Raw genomic sequence first — 25,356 nt, 5'->3', positions numbered from 1 at the left:
GCAAAAAAGGAAGTGGAATTATAGCTAGAAAAGCTTAAGGGGAGATTAAATGAAAGTGGGTTAAGATTCTATCTTCAAAATCAAGCAAAGGCGAATAACAGCAATGTTAAATAAAGAACAAATTGGCGTGCTATGGATGGTTAGCGCAAGTGTTGCATATGGGTTTATGCCTATTTGGACGGTTCTTGGACAAAATAGCGGGCTAACAACAGACTTTATTCTTTTCTTTCGTTTTGCTTGCACAAGTTTTTTGCTTCTTATTGTTACGCGCTTTGAAAAAGTTTCAATTCTCTTGCCTAAGCGCAAAATTTTGGAGTTCATTTTTCTAGGTGGGATCTTATATTCTATCCAATCATTTGCTTATTTAGATTCTTTACAATATATCCAAACAGCACTCTCTGTAATGCTCTATCACATCTATCCTGTCATTGTTACGCTTGTGACGCTTGTGTTTTTTAAAGAAAAAATTCAATCCAAAACACTTCTTGCGCTTGTGCTTTGCACGATTGGACTTGTGGTGATTTTACAAATTCCAAAAGACATTACATTAAATTATCTTGGTGTTGCGCTTTCTTTAATTGGTGCATTATTTTATGGGCTTTATGTAATTTTTAGTCAAAGCATAACACGTAATTGCCATTTTTTAGTTTCTAGTTTTTATGTGTGCCTTTTTTCTTCCATTGCAATGCTTCTTAGTATGCTAAATGCGCACGAGAATTTTCCAAATCTCTTTGAGATTCCGCCTATTGGAATCTTTGCTTTATTGGCACTTACGATATTTTCCACGCTTTTTGCAATGGTTGCATATTATTTAGGGATGCCAAAGATTGGAATCACAAAAACTGCAATTTTAGGTATGATTGAACCCCTTGTTGCGGTGATATTATCCATTTGGATTTTAGGAGATAACTTAAGTGCCTTGCAATATTTTGGAGCATTTTTGATTATCTTTGGATCGATCCTTTTATGTCTTAGACGATAAATTCTTCTATCAAAGCACGCCATTTTTTAAGCACCACTGCTTCACTAAAGCGTGCGTTGATTTTAGATGTATTTTTAACTAAAAACTCTCTATTTTCTAAAACTTTCTCAAAATGATCTGCTAAGGATTCCACATTCCCAAGCTCTACAAGATAGCCATTGTCTTCTATAATTTCACTTGGTCCATAAGGGCAATCATAGCTTACCACGGGAATTTTACACATTAATGCTTCAATTAGCACATTGCTTAAACCTTCTTTATGGCTTGCAAGTGCAAAAAACTCCGCATCGCTATACGCATTATAAAGATTTTCTAAGCGTCCTAAAAACACAACTTTTATCCCTAAATCGCTAGCTTGCTTTTCTAATTTTTCTTTCTCACTGCCATCTCCAGCAAGCAACAAAGAAAATTCTTTGTGTTGTTTAGAAAAGATTTTAAACGCACTTAAAAGCTCATCAAAATGCTTAGTCTTTATCATTCTCCCTGCGCTTAACACATAAGGCTTAAATGCGCGATAATCTTGCAAATCATTTTGCTCCACAGAAATGGGGTTTGGCATCACACGCACATTGTTTAAAAATACATAATGGCGCAAATCTCTATGTGTCAGTGTTGTAACACAAGAAGCATAGGGATACACGATTTTACGCAAATAGCTCCATACGCCACTTAAGCTTGTATAAATACTATGTTCTGTGGCAATAATTGGAATTCTTTTTGCGCTTGCAAAGATTGCTAAGACATTGGTTTGATGGATAAAACTAATCACAAGTTTTGCTTGTTCTTCTCTAAAGAGTTTTGCAAGAGCTTTGATTTTTTCAAAATTTCCTAAGATTCCACGCCTTTTGCTTGCAATCTCTCTAACTTGCACCCTAGAATCCAAAGCATAAAATTGCTCATTTTTACTCCAAAGTGCTAGCACAATTCTATATTCATTAACTAACGCATTTGCCAAGAAACTTGCTACTTTCTCCGCTCCGCCCATTCGCAAAGACGACACAACAAGCACTATGCACTTTTGCGCTAATTTGGATTCCATCTTTTTGGATTCCATTTTGCACGCCCCTAAACTCTCATCCAGCATTATGATTAAACTCCACTACAATTTCTTTAAGCTTTGCAATTCTGTCTTTTGTGATTAATAACTCAGCAATATCTCTATTTAGTTTGTTTATATCATAATGCGTTGGTCGCGCTACTTGAATAGAAGGATATTTTGTTTTACCTTCACTCTCACCAATTAACAACTCTTCATAAAGTTTCTCACCCGGTCGCAATCCACTAAATTCAATGGCAATTTCATTTTCTTTATCATACAAGCGCAACATATTCTTAGCTAAATCCACAATTTTTACCGGCTCTCCCATATCCAAAATAAAAATCTCTCCCCCCTTAGCAATCGCTCCTGCTTGCAAAACAAGCTGACAAGCTTCTGGGATTAGCATAAAATAGCGTGTAATATCAGGGTGTGTAACTGTGATTGGTCCGCCGCTTTGGATTTGTGCTTTAAACTTTGGCACAACAGAACCGCTGCTCCCTAACACATTTCCAAAACGCACCGCCACAATTTCGCTTGTTTTGGATTCTACATTTTGCGCATACAATTCCACAACACGCTTTGTTGCACCCATTACATTTGTAGGACGCACTGCTTTATCAGTTGAAATCATCACAATCTTAGGCACACAAGCTTCAATCGCACAATCTACGACATTTTTACTGCCAATCACATTATTTTCAATCGCACTTTTTTGGTTATATTCGCACAATGGCACATGTTTATAAGCTGCTGCATGCACAATAATATCAGGGGCTTCTTCTTTAATAAGAGCCAACAATCGTTCTTTTTCTAAAATACTTAGCAAACAAGGGCGAAAGAGTGCTGCATTATCCATTATTTTTTGGGGATATTTTTGATTTAATTCTTCTAAAATCGCATATAAATTAAACTCACTATGTTCTACAAGCACTAAGCGTTTGGCTCCAAAGTCCGCACATTGCCGCACAATCTCACTACCAATACTGCCACCAGCCCCTGTAATTAAAATCTTTTTATCTTTTAAAAATGCTCGAATAGTTGCTTTATCTAAGTCTTTAATAGGGCGACTTAACAAATCTTCAATAGAAATATCTTTTAGGCTTTCTTGCTCATCTTTTAACATTGTGGCGATTTTTATTTCTTCGATGCCAAGCTTTGTGAGATCGTCAAACAAATCCTTTAAGGGTGGTTTAGCATAATCGCGTGTTAGAATCGCACTTTTGATTTTATGCTCGACGATTAACTCCTTTAATGCGTTTTTTGGATATACCTTAAGATTTGAAATATAACTTCCAATAGCCTTTTTATCTTCTTCAATAATGGCTAAAGGATAGAAAGGGATCTCGCTATTTAGTGCCGCTTTAATGAGTGTTGGCGTTTGTGTATTTGCTCCAAAAATCACAGCAGGTTTTGGTGAGTGCTTAGGAGAATTTTCTAAATAAATGCGCTTTGCGATTCTAATTGCCCCAATAATGATACTAGAAATCACAAAATCAATCCCAATAACACTTAATGGAAAATCTCCAAAAATCCCTAAAAAAGAGATTCCGCAAAAGATTCCATACGCCAAAGCGTGTGCATAAAATAATTTTAATGCTTCTAAAAGTCCAAAAAAACGCCACGGCACCAAATAGAGCCTAAACATAGCTAAAGACAGAACCTTTAAACTAATTAAAATCAAAAAAACCAAAACAACGCTTGCCTTAAACTCTAAAGGCACTTGAAAACTAAAGCGCAAATCATAAGACAAAATTAGCGTAAAATACGAAATAATAATATCAATAAGCACAAAAAATGTAACGCGCTTGGCATTGCTTGGACGAAAAAGAGCAGATTTTAACACTTAACAACTCTTTATAAAATCTAAAATCAAATTAGAAATCCAATCAATATCATTTTTTTCTAATGCGCCGCCACTTGGCAAACAAATTCCACTCTCAAATAACCTTTGACTCACACCATTGACAAATGCTTTAGAATCCCTAAAAAGTGGCTGTAAGTGCATAGGCTTCCACAATGGACGAGATTCTATCCCTTCTTTTGCAAGAAAATCCACTAAGGCTAAAGGATTAATTTTGGAATCTAAAAAGCGCAAAGTTGTTAGCCAACGATTTCCCCTAGAGTTTGGAATCTCTGGCATAAACTCTAGCTTTTGAGAGACTTTCTCTAAAGATTCTTTATACCATTTAAAAATTTCTCTCCTTTTTGCCACTCTTTGTTCAATTTGCTCTAATTGCCCAACACCAATAGCCGCACAAACATTGCTTAAACGATAGTTATAACCATAGTCTAAATGCTCATAATAAGGCAAATTCTCTCTAGCTTGTGTGGAGTAAAAACGCGCTTTTTCTATCTTTTCTCTATCCTTGCCAAGTAGCATTCCGCCACCACCACAAGTAATGATTTTATTCCCATTAAAAGAAAGCGCGCCAAACTCCCCAAAACTCCCACTATGCTTACCATCATAAAACGCACCTAAAGACTCTGCTGCATCTTCAATAAACAGGATTCCATATTGTTTGCATATCTCCATAATCTCATAAATCTTTGCACATTGTCCATACAAATGCGTTAGAATCAGTGCTTTTGGTTTTTTAGGCAATGACTCAATCGCCTTAACAAGTAACTCTGGATTAAGATTCCAAGAATCCAAATCACTATCAATAAACACAGGTTCAGCTCCTTGATACAAAATCGCATCAATTGAACCAATAAAGGTAAAACTACTTGCCAACACAATATCACCTTGTGTAATTCCACCCACCCTTAAGGCAAGATGCAACGCTGCTGTGCCAGCATTTAATGCCAGTGCATTTGGAGAGTGCGTATAGGATTTAATCTCTTCTTCAAAGCGATTAACAAATTCTCCAAGCGGAGCAATATAATTGCTTGCAAACACATCATTCACATATTGTTGTTCATTTCCGCCCATTTGTGGTGGGGATAAAAAGATTTTAAATGCCATTTTTTCTCCTTTTAAATTTCTTTTTTTGCCGGATTGCCAACGATTCTCTTAAAAGATGGAATCGGATTTATCACTACACTTCCAGCACCAATTACACAATGCTCACCCACACTCTTGCCTTCAATCACTACACTTCCAGCACCAATATGTGTTACACAACCAACACTAACACTCCCACAAAGTGTAGATCTAGGAGCAATGTGCGCAAACGCACCCACATTGCAATCGTGTTCTACAACACTTGCAGTATTAATAATCGCTCCTATGCCAATATTAGCGCGTGCATTAATCACAGCGTTTGGGAAAACAACCGCCGCATCAGCAATCTTAGCAGATTTTGAGATTATAGCACTAGGATGGATAACAGATGGTAAGCAAAAACCTTTTTGTATAAAAAAATCATAAAGATTTTTACGCACCGCATTATTTCCAATGGCTAAAACTACGCCGTATTCTTTTGTGTTCTTAAGAGCTAAAAAATCTTCTTTAGTGATTGCTTTAATACCATTTAATTGTTTTGTTTGTGGTGTATCATCAATCACAAGATAAGAGATTTTAAGTGCTTCTAAAATATCAGCTATCACCGCTCCGTGTCCGCCTGCACCAAAGATTGCTAGTTTTTGCATTTATTTCCTTTGAGTTTTGCGTATCTTAAGTGTTTTATGCGATTTTAGCGCATTTTCTTTCATTTGCGCTTTAAATTTATCTTTTAAGGAGTAAAATAAAAAGAAATTCACCATAAGGGTAAAATATGGAATCCAAAACGCTAAAAGAGCTTGATTTATCTTGCATTTGGCATCCTTGCACACAAATGCACGACCACGAAAACAACATTCCGCTAATCCCCATTAAACGCGCTAGTGGCGTGTATCTCTATGACTTTAAGGATAGAGCGTATTTAGATTGCATTTCTAGTTGGTGGGTAAATCTTTTTGGACATTGCAACCCTTATATTAATGCAAAACTCAAAGAGCAATTAGAATCTTTGGAGCATATTATTTTTGCAGGCTTTACGCATAAGCCTATTATTGACTTATCTAAGCGGCTTTTAGGGCTTTTAGATTCCAACTTTGGCAAGTGTTTTTATGCAGATAATGGCTCAAGCGCTATTGAAGTAGCTCTTAAAATGGCATTTCACGCAAGCGCGCTTAAAGGAGAGAAAAAAACCAAATTTTTATGTTTAGAAAATGCCTATCACGGAGAAACAATCGGTGCTTTAAGTGTGGGAGATGTTGGAATCTACACAGATGTTTATGCGCCTATTTTGCTAGAAACTTTAAAAATCAAAGCGCCAAGTGGAGAAAATATTGAAGAATCTTTAGAAGCCTTAAAAATCTTATTAAACACACAAAAAGATTCCATTATCGCCTTAGTTTTAGAACCACTGATTCAATGTGCGGGAAATATGAATATGTATAGTTCAACCTTTGTAAAAGAAGCAACAAAACTTTGTAAAGAAGCAGGTGTGTATGTAATTTTTGATGAAATTGCAGTGGGGTTTGGAAGAACAGGAAGTTTATTTGCCTATGAGCAATGTGGCGTTGTGCCAGATTTTCTTTGTTTAAGCAAAGGCATTACAGGTGGTTATTTACCGCTTTCTGTGGTTGTTACAAGCAATGCAATTTATGATTTATTTTACGCACCTTTTGCAGAAAACAAAGCTTTCTTACACTCTCATTCTTACACAGGAAATGCGCTAGCTTGTGCGTGTGCAAATGCGGTTTTAGATATTTTTGAACGCGATAATGTGCTTGTGAAAAACCAAGAATTATCCGCTTTTATTTGGGAAAAAATGCAAGCTTTAAGAAAGTTTAGTTGTGTTGGGAATTTACGCCATCAAGGAATGGTTTTTGCTTTTGATTTAATAGGATTTAAAGGGGAGCGTAAAGGTTTAGAGGTCTTTAAAGCAGGTCTCAAAAAGGGATTGTTACTTCGTCCACTTGGTAATACAATCTATCTAATGCCCCCTTATATTCTAACCAAAGATGAAGCGGCTTATATTTTAGATTCCATCTATGCGATTTTAAAAACATTTTAAAAGGATTTCACAATGGCATTTACATTTAACACACAAATGCAAGCACTAACGCATAATAGTGCTCCACAAAAACCAAAACCAAAGCCTAATCCCAAGCCAGATTCCGCTTCAAACTCCACCATCAACAACAGCGGACAAATCCACACAAGACCAAATTACCCTAGTCAAAATCTCATTGATAAATACAAAACACCCGGCGCATTTATTAACGCACAAAACACCATGGGCAATCAATTAGGAATTCAAAATGTTATCAAGCCACAAGAACAACAAGATATAGGCAAGAACGCACTTTTAGAGTTTTTACAAAGTCAAAACTCCGCGCTTGAATCTTTAAACAAAATCCCAGAACTTAGTTTTCAAGAGAGCTTAGAGCTTGAAAAAGTCCTAAAGGAAATGATACAGAAAAAGGAACTAGAATATTTAGATTCCACTGCTATTGCTGAACTTTTAAGAAAAATCCAGCAATAAACTAAGAATCTGATTTATTGAACTTGTTGCTCCACTTGCACACTAGGCTCCGCTTGTGGTGGAAGCGGATTTGTTTTAGCAAGATAAAAGGCAACTAAAATATTTACTACCATTGCAATAAGCAAAAGTGGAGCTGTGCGTTTAATAATATCCACGGGAGATACCTTTGCAAACCCAGCAAGTGCCAAAATCCCTCCAGCAATAGGCGAAGCTGCCCTTCCCAAGCAGGAAGCAATTTCAATAGGCAAAACTAAAGTAATTGGCGCAACTCCAAGTCTTGTCGCAATATCAGGTGCCAATCGTCCAAAAGCATTAAATGCAGCAATTCCACTTCCCATAATCACCGCAAATCCATACACCAAGAAGCTAAGTAAAGCAATACTTACAAACACAGCAATTGCTGCAAATTCTCCTTCTTTACCAAGTGAAGACACTGCATTTGCCAATATTCCAACTCCGCCAAGCGCTTTAATCCCTTCAGCAAATACGGAAGCTGCGATGATAATACTAACAACACTTACAAAAATCTCCGCCATAGCCTTTAAGATTACCACCATATCTTCGCCTAGCTTCTTGCCGTCTCTATGACGTGCAAACTCAACGATAAACACAAGAGCAATACTCACAAAATTCGCCGTTACCACATCAAGTTTTATACCCAAAAAATAAGCACTAAATAAAAACACAACAGGTAACCAAGGGAATAAAATATAAAGTGTTGGACATTTTGGATCTATGATTTCAGGAGTTTCTACCTCATCACAAAGCACGCCCTTAGCCTTATCTCTTTTATCCACCCAAGCAAAATAAAGAGGGATCAAAATTGCAATGACTGCCACATACGCAATAACGCTCCAAATTTGATAATTTAAGAAAAGCCCTACAACATTGTCTTTTTGTCCTACCATATCTGCCATATTAATAGAATTTCCATCCTTTGGACCATAATCAAGAGCAATTAAAGATAATACACAAACAGCAGTAATAGGACGAATTTTAAGTGCAATTAAAACAGGATAAATACAAGCAAGCAACAACAAAAGTAATCCTGCATAACTTGAAATCACGATTTTTAAAGCCATACCTACAACAAAAGTCCCACTTAAGATTAAATATTTATTTTTAATTTTTCCAAGTGGTTTGTTTGCCAAAAACGCAAGCTTTGCAGAGGCATTAATATGTTTCATATAAGCTGCAAAACCTGCTACACTCATAATAATCAACCCTACCCCAGCAAGCTGTGTTTTAAAAGTTGCTGTAATAAAGGCAAAGCTATCAAGCAACACATCTAAAAAACTTGCGCTCTCTCTAACAGGAGATTTTGGTATAGGCATACCTGTAAAGTAAAATGCAAAAACAAGAATTAAAATTCCAGAAAACAAAAAAACAAAAATGGGATTATATTTTTTCAAAATATAATATGCCACAACTCCAACACAAAGTAGCGTTGAAAGAATCATAAGCGCTGACATCATTTACCTTTGTATTTAAAATAAATGAGCTTATTGTAGATAAAAAATATTTAAGATTTTTTAAATTTGAAATTAAATCACTTAATAAGTTTATCGTATTGTTTAATATAAATTAAAAAGTTCCCCAAAGGGGAGAGAAGAATCTAAAATAAGCTTTTAGATTTTAAAAGGATTTTCAACAACTCTTTTGCGATCCACAATATAAGGGATAAGAGCCATTTGTCTTGCGCGTTTGATCGCAACTTCTACGCGTTCTTGCCATTTTTTAGAGTTTCCAGTTAAACGGCGTGGCATAATTTTATAACGCTCTGAAAGAGAATGTTTTAACATTTCCACATCTTTGTAATCAATAAATTCAATCTTTGCTTCTGTGTAGCGGCAATATCTTTTTGAATATCTTTTTTTCTCAGCCATAATGTTCCTTTAAAATGGTATTTCTTCATCATTAATATCAATAGTTGGAATCCCATCTTCTTTTTGAGGATTTTGCGCCCTTGGCTTTTGAGAATTTGATTGGCTATTGTAACTATGTTGGTTCTCATAGCTATTGTATGAATTGCTACTATTTCCACTATAGTTTCCTTGCTCATAATTCTCTTGATAATCACCATTTTGGCTATATCCACCATTTTGGATTCCACCTTCTGCTTTTCCACCAAGCATTTGCATACTCTCAGCAGTAATACTATGCTTACTACGCTTTTGCCCGGTATTATCTGTCCAACTTTCAAGCACTAAACGCCCTTCAATCAACACCTTAGAACCGCGTCTTAAGTATTGATTTGCCACTTCAGCTGTGCGACCAAAAAGATTCACATCAACGAAACAGACTTCTTCGCCTTGTGTACCATCTTGTTTGTTATAACGGCGATTTGTAGCAAGCCCTAGTTTTGCCAATGCACTTCCATTTTGCAAATAGCGCAACTCAACATCTCTTGTTAAGTTTCCAACTAAAATGACTTTGTTAAACATTATAATATCCTTACCTTAGATTTAAACCTCTTGTGGCTTATCCTCAACTTCTTTTAATGGCGCAGATTTTTTATTATGAATTGCGCGATCTACTAATGTTTCCCAAGCTTTTTGCTCTTTTTTGCTCTCATATTTAATCACAATAAAGCGCAAAATTTCTTCATTAATGCGATATAAACGCTCTAATTCTAAAACAAGTTTTGGCTCTGCTTTAAAATAAATAACGAAATAATATCCGCGCTTATTTTTTTTGATTTCATAAGCAAGATTGCGCATTCCCATATCTAAAGTCGCACTAATTTCACCGCCATTGTTAAGAATTGCAGCTTTGTAAAAATCAATCTTTTGGATGATTTCTTCTTGTGTTAAAGTGGGTTTTACCACAAACATCGTCTCATAAAAACGCATATATTCTCCTTATGGATTTGCCCTTTTCTTTATGAAAAGAGCAAGGATTTATTAGGTTTTTTACAATTTTTACAAAATGTAAAGGGATGGATTTTATCTTAAAATTGCTTGAATTTTTATTAAGGCGTTTAAAAATCCATTACCACGATTAATTCCTTGAAAAAACTCTTCTTTCCAAGTGTTTAATATGAAGAATATAGATTCATATTGTGTTTCTTTAATTTTTGTAGCAAGGGATTTTTTCTTTTCTAAAACTGCTTTTGGGGGATTATATCCTAATGCTTCTGCGTAATTAAAATCGCCTTTTAATTTAATATGCGTCGTAAGAAAAAAAAGACTAAAAAAATACTTTTGCACTGTTTTTATAAGCTGACTCTCATCAAAGCCTTGCTCTAAAAAATGTGAAAGCTTATTAAAATAGGGCTTTTTAAGGAGTAATAATTCTAAAATCTCATCAACTTGAACACTCCCTAATCCATAACCTAAATTATCCACCATTTCTGCAGTGATTTCTTGTGTAAAAATTCCATATTTGCGCAATTCTGCAAGACTTAAGCCTAAATCTAAATTTTGCTGCTCAAAGATTTTATGTAATAAAAAATCTGAAATCTTAATATTTAGTTTTGTCGCATATTCTTTTAAAATCGGCATGGCTTCATAAAAATTAGGTGCAAAAAAACGCGCTTCAAATACACCTTGTTTTGCTAAATTTGTCCCAAAACTCCCACTCATAGCTTTAGCATCTGCGGCATATTCAGCACTTGTTTTATTTTCTGCTTGATAAAATTCTACAATTAATGCTCCATCTCCATTTTTAAGCAAAGTTTCTATTAAAGTATCAAGTTGTTTTTTTGGAATCTTTTTTTCTACTTTTATCCAAACAAGTGCTGCTCCACCAAAAAGTGATCCTTGTGTAAAACAACTTAGTGCATTTTGAAAATCAAATTCTCCAAAATAAAAACTGTTTTTTTCAAAGCCTTGTTCTAAAAATTTGTTTGCAATTTTTTCCCCATAATATCCGATTAAAAATAAATCCGCCCCATAAAGAAAAATCGCACGAATTTGTGCATTTTGGGCAAGTTTTGTGTCTAATTCTTTTTTATACATTATTTCCCTTTATGGCGAAGCCTGCTTTTTGTATGTTTTGATCTTTTAGATCTTTTAAGATATTTTTGCATTGTTTTTGCATTAAATTTTGCTCTTTGACGCATATTTTGTGTCTTTTGACGCGTTTTTGTAAAAAGATATTTAGAGATTTGCTCACTTTGAATTCCAAATCCTTCATTAAAGCATTCTAAGATTCTGCCATACACTTTTGCTGTGGCAAGATTTACATCAATAATTTGCACACGCACTTTTTGGTATTTCACACCAACACCTTTTAAACAAACAATACGCGCACCTTGCAAAGGTGGAGTTGTTAGAGTAACTAGTTCTGGACTTTTATCATTAATGATAACGCCTAAATATGCCTGTCCGATTTTTTTGTTTAAATAGCGTGCAAATTTACGATCTTTAAAATCTAATTCTATCTTTGCAACTTCTCTTTCTTTTTGACTTAAATCTTCACAAATTTGAGGTAGAGATTCTAAAGATTCTACATTTAACTGAATTTTAGCCTTTAAAATTCTATGTAAAAGCAAATCACTATAACGGCGAATTGGTGAAGTAAAATGGCTATAACTTTCAAAACCTAATCCAAAATGCCCGATATTATGGCTAGCATAAGTTGCTTGCTGCATAGAACGGATAATGAGTTTATCAACTTCTGCTGCTAAATTAGAATCTTTTATTAGCATTTGAATCTCTAAAATTGCCTTGTGAAATTCTTTAGTATTCTTTGGGATTGTATTTTTCTGCCAAATTCCAAGCAATCTAAATTCTGCAAACAGCTCTTCAATGCTTTCTGCTTTTGGCGCATTATGCACACGATAGATTCCTAATTTTAATCGCTCATCTGTTTGCGTGCTTTGCTGACTTTGCAACAATGCGCTTTGAAGATTTGCTAGAAGCATACATTCTTCTACAAGCTGATGACTTAGTGTCTGTGATTTTAACTGCAAATCCTTTAATTCTAAATTCTTATCAAGCTCCATTACACTCTCATCACCTAAAAAATCAAATCCATTTTTTAAGCGTTTTTGACGAAGTTTTTGTGCTAAATCATTTAGAGCAAATAACATCGGCTTTAGATTTGCTTTTATAGTGGGACTTTTTTTGGATTCTAGCAATGTATCAACTTCTTCATAAGTAAGTTTTTGACGCACTTTAATCACTGCTTCAAAAAGCTCACTATTTAGCACCGCTTTTGTGCGTTTATGCAGGCGGATTTTCCACACCATTGCAAGCCGCAAATTTCCCTCACTCAAAGAACAAAGATTTTCACTTAAAGCCCTTGGTAACATAGGGATAGATTTATTTGGGAAATACACACTAAATCCGCGCATTTTTGCTTCTAAATCAAGTGCGGAATCTTTTTTTACATAATAGCTCACATCTGCAATAGCAACATAAAGTGTAGAGTTTTCTACATCATAAAAAATCGCATCATCGTGATCTTTCGCCCCCACGGGATCAATTGCGCAAAAAGCTAAATGTGAGCAATTTTCTCTTTCTTTAAAATCTTTAATCAACACAGGTTTAAAACTCTCTGCTTCAATTTCTGCTTGCAAACTAAAAGATTCTTGCCTATTATAAAGACTTAAAGCTATGGTTTCATCAATTTTAGGATCACTTAATGCACCTAAAATTTCTAAAATTTCTCCATTTTTGGGATTAAGCTTTAAAAGTGTATTTGGCGGGAGTGTCTTTAGGGATTTTTGTGTTGCTTTGATTTTATAAGGGATTTCATTAGGGATAGAGATTGCCATACAATCTAATTTATATTTTTCTAAATAACAAAGCAATGTGCTTTGTTTTGCTTCTAAAATTTGAAGCACTTTTGCATAAAGGCGTCCGTTGTGTTGTTTGTTTAACATTTTAGCTAGGACAATATCTCCTTTTTGTGCGCCTTTTAGTAACTTTTTTTCCACAAGCCAATCGCGCGCATTTCCTTTTGGCAAAGGGACTACAAATCCATAGCCTTCTCTTGCAAGCTCAATTTTTCCTATGCAAAATCGCCTTTTTAACACATAGCAATTTTTACGCACTTCTAACACATCAAAAGCACGCAAAGTTTCCAAAATCTTTAAAAAAGATTCCGCAAGTTTAAAATCAAGTGGAATCCCATTTTTCAGTAAGTTTAAAAATTCAAGCATCGCTTAATACATCATTAAAAATAAATTGATGTTCTTTAGGGAGTGTATTAAAAAGATTAAATGCTAATTCTCTAATCTCCCAAAGTGCTGCCTTAGAAGTCCTTAAAGCTAAAAAATTTTGCAAACTTCTTGCATTAATACTCCAAGTAAGTTCTGTCTTATAGGATTCTGGCATTGCAAACTTTGCTAAATCATTGCTAATATTTGCCACAAGTAATTTTCTCAAACTCTCTAGTGCATAAATGGATGCTTCATTAACAGCCTGATTTTCTGTAAAAACTAAAAATTGTTCTGCTCTTTTATAATTTTCACCGCACAATGGTAAAAAAGATTCCATCTCTTTAAGTTCTTTTAGCGTGTAACGGCTTGATTTTACACTTAAAGATGCCATTCTATGCCTTGCTAATTCTTGCAAACAAGCCCGACTAATCCCTTGAATATAAAAAGTATAATGTAAGTGTTCAAGTGTTGAAGCGTGTTTAAATTTATTTCCGACTCTATCAATAAGTTCTTTGTCCTTTTCTCCACCATTGTCGCCTTTTTCAAAGCTTTGCCAGCAAGTTCTAATTGCGTGAGAGCAAATGTTTAAATCTGTATATGTTAATAATTCAATTTGCATTATCGTCCTTTTTGAAGTTTTAAGCGTTGTGCGTGTGTAATTGCAATAGCAATGGCATCTGTGATATCAAGTGGTTTAATTTCTCCTTTAATCCCAAGCAAGCGTTTTACCATAAAAGCAACTTGTTCTTTTGCCGCTTTTCCATTTCCTGTGAGTGCCTTTTTGACTTGCAAAGGTGTATATTCTGCAAAATTTCCTAATTCTTGTAAAATCTTAAGACTTAAAGCTCCCCTAAATTGTGCAAGTTTTATCACAGTTTTTGGATTATACGCATAAAACATATCTTCAATAGCAACGCTATCAATTTTATGTTGTTTTAAAACAAGATCAATTCCCTCAACAAATTCTACAATTTGATCTTGTAAAATCCGCTCTTTAATTTTAATTAATCCCGCTTCAATCAAAGAAATTGCGCTATTTTCTAACTTAATAATTGCATAACCACAATTTCTACTTCCCGGATCAATTCCTAAAATATTCATCATAACCTTAAATCAAAAAAATATTTTGGGATTCTACTAAAGTTATCTATTTTTATAGATTAAATTAAAAAATTTGCTAAAATTCCACAACTTATTCACATCTTTTTCACACTCTGTGAATAACTTTGGAGAGTCCTTTGCATTTTGTCCTTTTACAATTAAAAAATGAGCTAACACCTTTTGAATTTGATAATTATATTAGTCAATTATCTTATAATGAAAAATACTCTCGTGATGATAGAGTTGTGCTAAATGCTCCTAATGTTTTTATAGCAAGCTGGATTAAAACAAAATACGCAAATAAAATCGCTCATCTTTTTGAAATCCATAGTGGTTTTAAACCAGAAGTTGTCGTTGAAGTGCTAAATCCAAACAAAAAAAAGGATAACAAACCAAATCATCGCAAACAAAACACCGCATCAAATCTCAATCCCTCCTTTACCTTTGCATCCTTTGTTGTGGGTAATTCTAACACTTTTGCTTTTAATGTCGCAAAAGCCGTGGCACAAAACCAAAGCACAAGTTATAATCCTTTAGTGATTTATGGAAACACTGGACTTGGCAAAACGCATTTATTAAATGCAATTGGCAATGCAAATGTTAATGTAGGTAAAAATGTAATTTACACAACAAGTGAGCAATTTTTAAATGATTTTTTACTCCATATTCGCAACAACACAATGGAACGATTCCGTGAAAAATACCGCGCTTGTGACTATTTGCTCATTGATGATATTCAGTTTTTAAGCGGAAAAGATCAAATCCAAGAAGAATTTTTTCACACATTTAATGAACTTAAAGAAAACCATAAACAAATTGTTTTAACTTCTGATCGCCCTCCAAAAGATATGAAAGGTTTAGAAGAAAGATTAAAAACACGCTTTACTTCTGGTTTGCTTGCGGATATTCAACCACCAGAATTAGAAACAAAAATTAACATTATCCGCGCAAAATGTGAATTAGATGGAATCCATTTAAACGATACAATTATTAATTTCATCGCGGCAAACATTAATGATAATATCCGTGAAATTGAAGGCGTTTTAGTAAAACTTAGCTTCTCAATGAATGTTACAAATATCCAAGAAATTAGCCTAGATTTTATCAAAGACATTTTAAAAGAATATATCAAAGAATCCAAAGAAAACATTGATATAGATTGTATTATTGAAACCGTCTCAAAATATTATAATCTAAAACCTTCTGATATTAAAAGCAAAAGTCGCTCTAAAAATATCGTAACAGCCCGTAAAATCGTAATTTACCTTGCACGCACTCTTACACCAAATTCAATGCCTTTTCTTGCAAATTATTTTGGAATGAAAGATCATAGCACTGTAAGTAAAGCAATGAAAAGTATCCAAAACGAAATCAACGAAAATCAAAACTTTAAAACCATCATTGAAGAAATAAAAAACAAAATAAAATAACTTTTTAAACACGACACAAACAAACTTTTGCTAAAATTGTGCATTAATGTGAAATTTCAAACAGCATTTATACCAAAGAAAAAACCCTAATTTTAGAAGCTTATAGCAGTTATTCAACAATTCAATTGCCCTACTAATACTTCTAAAATTTTTAAAAATAAGGAGCTTTTATGAACATTACGATTCCAAATAGTGTGTTAGATAATATCTTCACATCTTTACAACCTTTTTTAGATAAAAAAGACTCTAGTCAGATCACTTCTCATATTTACTTAGAAACTAGAAATCATCAACTTATTGCAAAAGCAACAGATTTTGAAATGGGACTTTGCGCTCTTACGGATTCTGTAAATATCATAGAAGAAGGAATCGCAACAGTTAATGGTAAGCAAATCTTAGATATTATCAAACGTCTAAAAGAAGGAGAAGTTAATCTCTACACAAACAACGAAAATCTTCACATCAAACAAAATCGAAGCTCCTTTAAACTCCCAATGTTTAATGCTCAAGAATTTCCAACTTTTCCAGAATTTGAAACCTTACCAAAATTAGAAATCAATTCTTTAGAACTTATTACTTCAATGAAAAAAATCTTTCCAGTTGTTGATATGAATAATCAAAAACGCGAATTAAATGGTGCGCTTCTAGATATTAAAGAATATTCTTATAATTTTATTGCCACAGATACAAAACGCCTTGCAATTATTAAATTTGAAAAACCATCTGGTAAAAACTTATCTTTAATTTTCCCAAGAAAAGCAATCACAGAAATCCAAAGATTATTTTTTGATAATGTAGAGCTATTTTATAATGAAAAAAATGTCATCATCAAATCACAAAATTATATTTTCTTTTCACATCTTATCAATGGAAAATTTCCAGATTATGAAAAAATCCTACCAAAAGAAATGCAAATAGAACTAAATATCCCAAAATCTAGTATCATTGAAGGAATAAAAGTTATCAACTCCGTAACAAATGATGTAAAACTTATATTTAAATCTAACGAAATTTTATTTGAATCTTTAAGTCAGGATAATTCTGAAGCAAAAACACAAATTGAAATAGAACTCCCTATTACTGAAGAAATTGAAATAGGAATTAATTCTAAGCATATTTTAGATTTTTTAACACAGATTGATACAGCAACTTTCACTTGGGCTTTAAATGGTAAAAATGCTCCATTTATCCTAAAGAGTGAGAATTTCTCAACAGTTGTTATGCCAATTATACTTTAAGGGGAGATATGGAAGATTTAGAATACACTGGTCAAAGTATTAAAGTTTTAAAGGGTTTAGAAGCTGTTAGAAAACGCCCCGGAATGTATATTGGTGATACAAATACAAATGGATTGCATCACTTAATTTATGAAGTTGTAGATAATTGTATTGACGAAGCAATGGCTGGGTATTGCACCAAAATTGATGTAGTTTTAACAAAAAATGGTGGAGCAAAAATTACAGATAATGGACGCGGAATCCCTGTTGATATTCATCCAACAGAAAATATCCCAGCGGCAACTGTTGCGCTAACAATTCTTCATGCAGGGGGTAAGTTTGATCAAAAAACTTTTTCAGGAGGCTTGCACGGAGTTGGAGTTTCTGTTGTTAATGCGCTTTCTACTTCTTTACAAATGACAATTTATAAACATAATAAAGTTTATCGTCAAGATTTTGCAAAAGGGATTCCACAAAATGATTTAGAAATCATCGGTGAAACAAAACAAAATGGAACAACTATTGAGTTTATCCCAGATCCTACTATCTTTGAAGTGGTAGAATTTGACAAAGAGATTCTAAAAAAACGCTTCAAAGAACTTGCATATCTTAATCATCAAATTACAATTCACTTTAGTGATGAACGCGATGGATTTAATGAAATCTATCATTTTGAAGGGGGTTTATCACAATTTATTACAGATATTAATAAAAAGCCAGCACTTGTAAATATTCTAAGCTTTGAAGGCAAAGATGAAGGTGTAGAAGTAGAGGTTGCACTAACTTATAATGAAGGCTTTGATGAAAAAGTGCTAAGTTTTGTAAATAATATTAATACAAGTGAAGGTGGAACGCACGAAGCAGGTTTTAGAGCTGGACTTACAAGAACAATTATGAATTATATTGAAGCAAATGCAAATGCTAGAGAAAAAGATTCTAAAATCACAGGTGATGATATTAGGGAAGGACTTGTTGCTATTGTTTCAGTTAGAGTGATTGATCCACAATTTGTAGGACAAACAAAAGGTAAGCTTGGAAGCACTTTTGTAAAACCTATTGTTCAAAAACTCACTTATGACAAAATTTCAAAATATTTTGAAGAAAATCCAAATGAAGCAAAGGCAATTATGCAAAAAGCTTTACTTGCTGCAAGAGGTAGGGAAGCTGCAAAAAAAGCAAGAGAACTTACGCGCAAAAAAGAATCTTTTAGTGTAGGAACACTTCCGGGGAAACTTGCGGATTGTCAAAGCAAAGATCCAAGCATTAGTGAGCTTTATTTAGTAGAGGGTGATTCTGCAGGAGGTTCTGCAAAACAAGGGCGCGATAGAGTGTATCAAGCAATCTTGCCTTTGCGTGGAAAGATTTTAAATGTAGAAAAATCACGCCTTGATAAGATTTTAAAAAGTGAAGAAATTAAAAACCTTATTACCGCTCTTGGTTGTGGGATTGGAGAAGAGTTTGATATAGAAAAAGCAAGATACAATAAAATCATCATAATGACAGATGCTGATGTTGATGGTAGTCATATCCAAACTCTTTTGATGACTTTTTTCTTCCGTTATTTAAAAGGTATCATTGAAGCAGGATATTTATACATTGCCCAGCCACCACTTTATCGCTTTAAAAAAGGGAAAAAGGAAATTTATCTAAGAGATGAAAAAGCTTTGAGTGAATACTTAATTGAAAATGGAATCGAAAATTTTGAATTTAGTGGAATTGGTAATAAAGATTTGATGGAATTTTTTAAAATCACCGCTCATTATCGCACAACGCTACAAAGTCTTAAAAAACGTTTTTCGCTTATTGAAATTGTGAAATTTTTGATTGAAAATCCAGATTTAATTGGTGAAAAAAATGCGGTGTTAGCGGAATCTATCAAAGAAAAAATCATTGCATTAAACTTTAATATCTTAAATTCTTACATTGATGAAGAAAAAATCCATTTGTATGTGCAAACGGATTCTGGATTGGTGGATATTAAAATTGATGATGAACTTTTCTCTCATCCACTTTTTGAAGAAGCGCGTTATGTGTATGAAAAAATGCAAGAAAGAGATTTAAATTTTTTAAATGGTGAAGATCCTATTGCAATGCTAGAAAAGATTGAAGAAAGTAGTAAAAAAGGTGCATATATCCAGCGTTATAAAGGTTTAGGAGAAATGAATCCAGAGCAATTGTGGGAAACAACAATGACACCAGAAAATCGCCGATTGATCCGTGTAGAAATTGAAGATGATGATGCAGCAAGTGATGTGTTTTCTCTCTTTATGGGAGATGAGGTTGAACCACGCCGTGAGTATATCCAAGCACACGCAAAAGATGTCAAACATTTAGATGTTTAGGGTGTTTTTATGTATTTATTAGGTGGAATCATTGATTTTTTTACAAGCTTAAATGGAATCTTTTACATTTTAGCTTATTTAATAGGTGGAATCCCTTTTGGGTTATTATATGGGAAACTCTTAGGGGGTGTAGATATTAGAGAAGTAGGTAGCGGAAGTATAGGAGCTACAAATGTTTTGCGTGCGTTAAAACAGAATAATCCAAAGCTTGCTAAAAAAGTTGCAATTCTTACAATGTTAAGTGATGCACTAAAAGGTATAGTGGTGATTTTAGTTGCAAAACTTATAGGTTTAAGCTATGAAGCGCAATGGATGCTTGCATTTTTAGCTGTTCTTGGACATTGTTTTAGCCCATTTTTGAAACTTGAAGGCGGAAAGGGTGTGGCAACGACAGTTGGTGTGATTGCTGTATTTTTGCCACTTGAAGCACTTTTGGGTTTAATTGTTTGGTTTTTTGTCGGCAAATTTTTAAAAATCTCTTCTCTTGCTTCTTTGCTTGGATTATTTGTAGGTATAGGTTCTAGCTTCATTATCCACCCAGAAATCCCACATATTAGCACGCATACACCTTTAGTTCTTATCGCTTTTATTGTGCTTTATAAGCATTTTCCAAATATTGTGCGTCTTCTCCAAAACAAAGAGCAAAAAATTCTTTAGGTTAATTTAGATTCTTTTTGTGATAAAATCACACTTCAAATTTTTAAAAGGAGTCTCACAATGGATTTTTTAATAAATCTTAGTGAAGGGTGGCAATTTACCATTCAACTATTTGTTGTTTTGATTTGTCTTTTTTATGGGGCAAAAAAAGGTGGAATCGCATTAGGATTATTAGGTGGAATTGGACTTTTAGTCCTAGCATTTGGGTTTAATGTAGCACCAGGTAAGCCTGCAATTTCTGTAATGCTTACGATTTTGGCTGTGGTTGTTGCAAGTGCGACATTGCAAGCAAGTGGTGGTTTAGATGTAATGTTACAAATTGCAGAGAGAATCTTGCGAAAAAATCCTAGATTTTTAACAATTCTAGCTCCATTTGTAACTTGTTTTCTTACAATCTTGTGCGGGACAGGACATGTTGTTTATACAATGATGCCAATTATCTATGATATTGCAATCAAAAATGGAATCCGTCCAGAACGCCCAATGGCAGCTTCTTCAATTTCTTCACAAATGGGGATTATTGCAAGCCCAGTGTCTGTTGCAGTTGTGTCTTTAACAGCGTTTTTGTTAAATGCAGCAAGTCCATTAGCAGGTTTTGATGGCTATGTAGATTTGCTTGCAATTACGATTCCATCCACGCTATGTGGTGTGCTAATAGTCGGAATCTTTTCTTGGTTTAGAGGCAAAGATTTGGATAAAGATGAAGCATTTCAAGAGAGAATCAAAGATCCAGAATTTAAAAAATATGTTTATGGAGATGCAAAAACGCTTTTGGGTGTGAAATTACCTTTTAAAAGTTGGCTTGCAATGTGGATTTTCTTAGGTGCAATTGCCATTGTAGCAATTCTTGGTGCATTTCCAGAGCTTCGCCCAGCCTTTGAAGTAAAAGGTGTGTTAAAGCCTATGAGTATGGTAGATACTATTCAAATGTTTATGCTCTTAGCAGGTGCCGCATTGCTAATTTTTACAGATGTAGATGCGGGCAAAATTGGCAAAAATGAGATTTTCCGCTCTGGTATGATCGCGCTTGTTGCAGTGTTTGGGATCTCTTGGATGGCAGATACAATGTTTGCTGTGCATACACCAATGATGAAATCAGCACTTGGTGGTGTGGTGCAAGAACATCCTTGGACTTATGCGATTATGCTTTTGTTAATTTCTAAATTTGTAAATTCTCAAGCAGCAGCAATTGCGGCATTTGTTCCTTTAGCATTAGGTATTGGCGTGCATCCAGCAATTATCGTAGCTTTTGCGCCAGCTTGCTATGGATATTATATTTTGCCAACCTATCCAAGCGATTTAGCGACAATTCAATTTGACCGATCAGGAACAACACATATTGGAAAATTTGTAATCAATCATAGCTTTATTTTACCCGGCTTAATTGGGGTTTTCTCGTCTTGTGTGTTTGGTTATGTCTTTGCGATGTTTGCAGGATATTTATAATGTAATAAAAGTTGGAATCCTTTTTGGATTCTAACTTTAAGCAGTTTCTTTTGCATTGCGTTATACACTTCCACATAAAATTACAAGGCAAAATAATGTGGATTAAAATCAGTCTTTTCTCTCTTTTTATTTCTTTTAATCTTAGTGGCTGTTTGTATCAAAATTCTTGTGGAATCTCCAATTCTTATTGGGACGAAAAGCGTTATTATTATGATGCAGAGGGTAAATACCACGAAGTGTGTCCAGATAATATTATCTATAAAGATGAAGTTTTAAAACAACAGCAAGAACAAGAAGTTTGGTAATGCAGACTTTAGAACAAATAAGGATTACACGCAATCGTGCTTTGAGCTTCAAGCACATTTTGCCCTTGCAAGAAAAGTTAGAATCTTTAAAATCCATTCCAAAATCAGAATTAGCAGGAGTTAAGATTTTTTATAAAGATAGCATTTGTATAGAGATTCCACACATTAGCGCAAAATCCTTTGAGTTAATTTGTGAAGTGGCTAAAGCGTTGATTCCTTGGCGTAAAGGTCCTTTTAAAATCAATGATTTAGAAATTCTTAGTGAGTGGAATAGTGCGATAAAATATAATTTGTTAAATCCACATTTAGAGTTAAAGGACAAGATTATCGGCGATATAGGCTGTAATAATGGCTATTATATGTTTAGAATGCTAGAGCAAAATCCTAAACAAATTATAGGTTTTGATCCTATGCCTTTATGTTTTTTGCAATACAAATTTTTGCAGTTTTTTGCTAAAGAAGAGCGTTTAAATTTTGAACTTTTGGGGATTGAAGAGTTGGGATTTTTTGCAAATTCTTTTGATGTAATGCTTTGTCTTGGAGTGTTGTATCACAGAAAAAGTCCGCTAGATTCTATTAAGCTAGTGTATAACGCACTTAAAAAGAATGGTGAAGCAGTGTTTGATAGTCTAATTATTGATGGAGAGAGAGAGATTGCTTTATGTCCAAAGGAGCGTTATGCAAAAATGCCAAATGTCTATTTTATTCCAACTCTTAGCACTTTTAAAAATTGGCTAGAATCTTGCGGATTTAAAGAGGTTTTCCATATTTCAACTTTAAAAACTGCATTTGATGAGCAAAGAAAAACAGAATGGAGCAGCAAAGAATCCTTAGAAGATTTTTTAGATCTCACAGGAGAGAAAACCATTGAGGGTTACCCAGCTCCAAAAAGGGCATATTTGAAGGCTAAAAAAATATAAAACTATACTTCTCTTTCAAATCTAGGGTGTAATTTATCTTTTTTCCTAAATTTTAAAATGCAAGTATATTTTCTACACTTCTGATTTTATATAAATCTGAAGAAACGATTCCACTTTCTCATTTTTCAGTAAGGTTAAAATTCATTATTTGTGTTATATAGTTCTTTGACTTCCAATGTCCTATTAGAATCAAACTTTAACATAATGCTATTATCTTCATTAAGTTTCGTTGTAATTATTGTATTCATATCTTTTAGAGCATTTGCATATTTTTCAGCAGTTTTTGGATTGTTTAAATCCTAATAAAATCTTTAATTTTACTTCGTTAAATTGCATACCCCATCTAAGCCTAAAAACATTAGTTTTGAAAGTGGAATCGCAAAATGCACCAATGCTATTCTGCCATAAATTCTGTGCCAATCCCTGCACTTGTAAAAAGCTCTAAAAGCAAAGAATGTGGAATCCTGCCATCAATAATATGTGCCTTTTCCACTCCATTTTTAACACAATCTAAACACGCTTCAACCTTTGGAATCATACCACCACTAATTGTTCCATTTGCGTAAAGATCTTGTGTTTGAGCGATGTTTAGAGATTCTATAATTTCTCCATTTTTATCTAGCACGCCTTTGGTGTCTGTTAAGAAAATCACTCGTTTTGCGCCTGTGGCGATTGCAATAGCACTTGCAGCAGAATCTGCATTGATATTAAAGCCCGGATGTCCAGCCTCATCACCACAAGCAATAGGCGCAATAACAGGCACTAAATTTTGCGCTAAGAGATTGTTAATAACTTCTCCATTTGTTTGGGTGATTTCACCTGTGTAGCCGTATTTACCATTATCTTTTGGGATTGCTTGAAAGAGTGAGGCGTCCTTACCGCTAATACCCAGTGCATTAACGCCGTGAAAGTTCAAAAACGCCGTGATTTCTTTGTTGATCTCTCCACTTAGCACCATTTCAACAATTTTTAACGCATCAATACTTGTTACGCGTAGTCCATTGACAAATTCACTTGAAATGTTTAACGCATCAAGCAGTTCAGTAATGCGCTTGCCTCCGCCGTGAATAATGATAGGTTTAATCCCCAACATATAAAGCATTACAATATCAATAGCAAATTGCTCTTTTAGCTCTGGATTAATTTGCGTTGCTCCTCCATATTTAATCACGATTTTAGAGCCACGAAAAAAACGGATATAAGGAAGAGAATCTAAAAGAATTGAAACGATTTTAGAGTGATTGTGCATTTTGCCTCTTTTGTGATAAAATGGCTAAAATTATAACGAAAAGGCTTACAAATGCAAAACGCAAAAATTGTATTTTTAGATGGTTTGACACTAGGGAAACATTCTTTGCAAGAGCAGTTAAAGGCAATCAATCCACATTTTCATTACACAGAATATCCCATAACAGCACCAAATGAAGTTTTAGAACGATGTAAAGGAGTAGAGATTATTTTAACAAATAAAGTCGTGCTAGATCGTGCGACTTTAGCAGAGTTAAAAGACACATTAAAACTTGTATGTATTACAGCAACAGGAATGAATAATGTGGATTTACAAGCTTCTAGTGAATTTGGAATCTTAGTTAAAAATGTCGCAGGATATTCTACACAAAGTGTAGCACAGCACACGCTAATGCTAGTTCTAGCCTTAAGTGGTAAGTTAGCTTTTTATGATTCTTATTGTAAAAGTGGAGAATATGCAAGAAATTCTTTATTTACAAATCTTTCTTATTCGCTTAATCTTATCCAAAACAAGCAGTGGGGGATCATTGGTTTAGGGAGCATAGGAGAGCGTGTAGCAGAGCTTGCAAGTGCATTTGGGGCAAAGGTTAGTTATTATTCTACAAGCGGCAAAAACACAAACGCAAAATACCCCAAAAAAGAATTAGAATCGCTTTTAAAAGAATCTCAAATCATTTCTATTCACGCTCCGCTTAATCCTAACACGCAAAACTTATTAAATGCTAATAATTTAGGGTTTTTGCAAAATGGTGCGATTTTGATTAATGTCGGTAGAGGCGGAATCGTCAATGAAGAAGATTTGGCAACAGAGCTAAAGAAGCGTGAAATTTATGCAGGCTTTGATGTATTTACTAAGGAGCCTATGAAACAAAATCATCCATTTTTTGATAAAGAGATTGCAAACAAGCTTGTGCTAACACCGCATAATGCGTGGGGCTATGAAGAAAGCAAAGAGATTTTAATAGATGGAATCTTAAAAAATATTGTGGAATTTATGCACTCTTAAAAGATTGAAATCCTTTTTTAGATTCCACCAAATCTTCTTAGAAATTTAAAAAATTCTTCTAATTTTTCTCCTATTTGTTA

General features: G+C 34.1%; 24 protein-coding genes. 11 read left to right on the top strand and 13 right to left on the bottom strand.

All coding sequences use genetic code 11. The features are described from left to right. Positions 1-103: 103 nt before the first annotated feature. Positions 104-982 carry a DMT family transporter gene (locus Q0358_RS03305; RefSeq protein ID WP_299547139.1) on the top strand — a complete coding sequence of 293 codons (879 nt, stop codon included), beginning with the start codon at positions 104-106 and terminating at the stop codon, positions 980-982. Here Q0358_RS03305 and Q0358_RS03300 read toward each other — a convergent pair. From Q0358_RS03300 to Q0358_RS03285, 4 genes are read right to left on the bottom strand one after another with little or no spacing between them, the layout of a single operon-like run. Further along, on the bottom strand, positions 972-2,036 hold the full coding sequence (locus Q0358_RS03300) for a glycosyltransferase (protein WP_299547136.1): 1,065 nt from the start codon (positions 2,034-2,036) through the stop codon (positions 972-974). The genes Q0358_RS03305 and Q0358_RS03300 overlap by 11 nt on opposite strands. 19 nt (positions 2,037-2,055) lie before the next feature. After that, positions 2,056-3,864, bottom strand: coding sequence for a UDP-N-acetylglucosamine 4,6-dehydratase (configuration-retaining) (gene pglF / locus Q0358_RS03295; protein WP_299547133.1), 1,809 nt, complete (start codon positions 3,862-3,864; stop codon positions 2,056-2,058). After that, positions 3,865-4,986 (bottom strand): UDP-N-acetylbacillosamine transaminase, encoded by a 1,122-nt coding sequence (gene pglE / locus Q0358_RS03290; protein WP_299547130.1) that lies wholly within the window; start codon positions 4,984-4,986, stop codon positions 3,865-3,867. It lies immediately after the preceding gene. Positions 4,987-4,997: 11 nt separating this feature from the next. Beyond that, positions 4,998-5,612 carry an acetyltransferase gene (locus tag Q0358_RS03285; RefSeq protein ID WP_299547127.1) on the bottom strand — a complete coding sequence of 205 codons (615 nt, stop codon included), beginning with the start codon at positions 5,610-5,612 and terminating at the stop codon, positions 4,998-5,000. A gap of 125 nt (positions 5,613-5,737) precedes the next feature. Here Q0358_RS03285 and Q0358_RS03280 point away from each other — a divergent pair, with 125 nt between their 5' ends. After that, the gene (locus Q0358_RS03280; protein ID WP_299547124.1) at positions 5,738-7,024 is read left to right on the top strand and encodes an adenosylmethionine--8-amino-7-oxononanoate transaminase; all 1,287 of its coding nucleotides are present in this window, start codon (positions 5,738-5,740) and stop codon (positions 7,022-7,024) included. Between the two features lie 12 nt (positions 7,025-7,036). Further along, positions 7,037-7,495 carry a hypothetical protein gene (locus Q0358_RS03275; RefSeq protein ID WP_299547121.1) on the top strand — a complete coding sequence of 153 codons (459 nt, stop codon included), beginning with the start codon at positions 7,037-7,039 and terminating at the stop codon, positions 7,493-7,495. Between the two features lie 14 nt (positions 7,496-7,509). Here the strand turns inward: Q0358_RS03275 and dcuC are convergent, their stop codons facing one another. The 8 genes from dcuC to ruvC form a co-directional block, all read right to left on the bottom strand. Further along, on the bottom strand, positions 7,510-8,967 hold the full coding sequence (dcuC, locus tag Q0358_RS03270) for a C4-dicarboxylate transporter DcuC (protein ID WP_299547118.1): 1,458 nt from the start codon (positions 8,965-8,967) through the stop codon (positions 7,510-7,512). A gap of 156 nt (positions 8,968-9,123) precedes the next feature. Then, positions 9,124-9,381 carry a 30S ribosomal protein S18 gene (gene rpsR / locus Q0358_RS03265; RefSeq protein ID WP_006802324.1) on the bottom strand — a complete coding sequence of 86 codons (258 nt, stop codon included), beginning with the start codon at positions 9,379-9,381 and terminating at the stop codon, positions 9,124-9,126. 9 nt (positions 9,382-9,390) lie between these two features. Then, positions 9,391-9,939, bottom strand: a complete 549-nt coding sequence (locus Q0358_RS03260) for a single-stranded DNA-binding protein (protein WP_299547110.1) — start codon at positions 9,937-9,939, stop codon at positions 9,391-9,393. 21 nt (positions 9,940-9,960) lie between these two features. After that, entirely contained in the window at positions 9,961-10,347 is a 387-nt protein-coding gene (gene rpsF, locus Q0358_RS03255; protein ID WP_299547107.1) for a 30S ribosomal protein S6, read from the bottom strand. Positions 10,348-10,440: 93 nt separating this feature from the next. Continuing rightward, positions 10,441-11,454, bottom strand: coding sequence for a DNA polymerase III subunit delta (locus Q0358_RS03250; protein ID WP_299547104.1), 1,014 nt, complete (start codon positions 11,452-11,454; stop codon positions 10,441-10,443). After that, the gene (locus Q0358_RS03245) at positions 11,454-13,604 is read right to left on the bottom strand and encodes a ribonuclease R family protein (RefSeq protein WP_299547101.1); all 2,151 of its coding nucleotides are present in this window, start codon (positions 13,602-13,604) and stop codon (positions 11,454-11,456) included. The genes Q0358_RS03250 and Q0358_RS03245 overlap by 1 nt, the downstream gene beginning before the upstream one ends. Next, positions 13,597-14,223: an FAD-dependent thymidylate synthase gene (gene thyX, locus Q0358_RS03240; protein ID WP_299547098.1), complete on the bottom strand. Its 627-nt coding sequence runs from the start codon at positions 14,221-14,223 to the stop codon at positions 13,597-13,599. Before thyX ends, Q0358_RS03245 begins: the two co-directional genes overlap by 8 nt. Continuing rightward, positions 14,223-14,705, bottom strand: coding sequence for a crossover junction endodeoxyribonuclease RuvC (gene ruvC, locus Q0358_RS03235; protein WP_299547142.1), 483 nt, complete (start codon positions 14,703-14,705; stop codon positions 14,223-14,225). The genes thyX and ruvC overlap by 1 nt, the downstream gene beginning before the upstream one ends. Positions 14,706-14,842: 137 nt before the next feature. On the opposite strand from ruvC, the gene dnaA reads away from it, so the two are divergent. The 7 genes from dnaA to cmoB all read left to right on the top strand — a co-directional run bounded on the left by dnaA (position 14,843) and on the right by cmoB (position 23,022). Further along, entirely contained in the window at positions 14,843-16,135 is a 1,293-nt protein-coding gene (gene dnaA, locus Q0358_RS03230) for a chromosomal replication initiator protein DnaA (protein ID WP_299547095.1), read from the top strand. A 170-nt stretch (positions 16,136-16,305) separates the two neighbouring features. Next, on the top strand, positions 16,306-17,373 hold the full coding sequence (gene dnaN / locus Q0358_RS03225; protein ID WP_299547092.1) for a DNA polymerase III subunit beta: 1,068 nt from the start codon (positions 16,306-16,308) through the stop codon (positions 17,371-17,373). An 8-nt stretch (positions 17,374-17,381) separates the two neighbouring features. Then, positions 17,382-19,694: a DNA topoisomerase (ATP-hydrolyzing) subunit B gene (gene gyrB / locus Q0358_RS03220; RefSeq protein ID WP_299547089.1), complete on the top strand. Its 2,313-nt coding sequence runs from the start codon at positions 17,382-17,384 to the stop codon at positions 19,692-19,694. A 9-nt stretch (positions 19,695-19,703) separates the two neighbouring features. Further along, positions 19,704-20,351 carry a glycerol-3-phosphate 1-O-acyltransferase PlsY gene (plsY, locus tag Q0358_RS03215; protein WP_299547086.1) on the top strand — a complete coding sequence of 216 codons (648 nt, stop codon included), beginning with the start codon at positions 19,704-19,706 and terminating at the stop codon, positions 20,349-20,351. 60 nt (positions 20,352-20,411) lie between these two features. Next, a complete protein-coding gene (locus tag Q0358_RS03210; protein ID WP_299547083.1) occupies positions 20,412-21,797 on the top strand; it encodes an anaerobic C4-dicarboxylate transporter in 1,386 nt (461 codons plus the stop codon). A 95-nt stretch (positions 21,798-21,892) separates the two neighbouring features. After that, the gene (locus Q0358_RS03205) at positions 21,893-22,102 is read left to right on the top strand and encodes a hypothetical protein (RefSeq protein ID WP_299547080.1); all 210 of its coding nucleotides are present in this window, start codon (positions 21,893-21,895) and stop codon (positions 22,100-22,102) included. Then, entirely contained in the window at positions 22,102-23,022 is a 921-nt protein-coding gene (cmoB, locus tag Q0358_RS03200) for a tRNA 5-methoxyuridine(34)/uridine 5-oxyacetic acid(34) synthase CmoB (RefSeq protein WP_299547077.1), read from the top strand. Before Q0358_RS03205 ends, cmoB begins: the two co-directional genes overlap by 1 nt. Positions 23,023-23,416: 394 nt before the next feature. Here cmoB and argB read toward each other — a convergent pair whose 3' ends face one another. Further along, entirely contained in the window at positions 23,417-24,271 is an 855-nt protein-coding gene (argB, locus tag Q0358_RS03195; protein ID WP_299547074.1) for an acetylglutamate kinase, read from the bottom strand. Between the two features lie 51 nt (positions 24,272-24,322). Here argB and Q0358_RS03190 point away from each other — a divergent pair, with 51 nt between their 5' ends. Beyond that, positions 24,323-25,276, top strand: coding sequence for a D-2-hydroxyacid dehydrogenase (locus tag Q0358_RS03190; protein ID WP_299547071.1), 954 nt, complete (start codon positions 24,323-24,325; stop codon positions 25,274-25,276). Positions 25,277-25,356: the final 80 nt, after the last annotated feature.

It is taken from the genome of uncultured Helicobacter sp. (genome assembly GCF_937893305.1).
Taxonomy (GTDB): Bacteria; Campylobacterota; Campylobacteria; order Campylobacterales; family Helicobacteraceae; genus Helicobacter_D.
The sequence above is the reverse complement of the archived record's forward strand: the minus strand, read 5'-3'. Positions and strand labels throughout refer to the sequence as shown.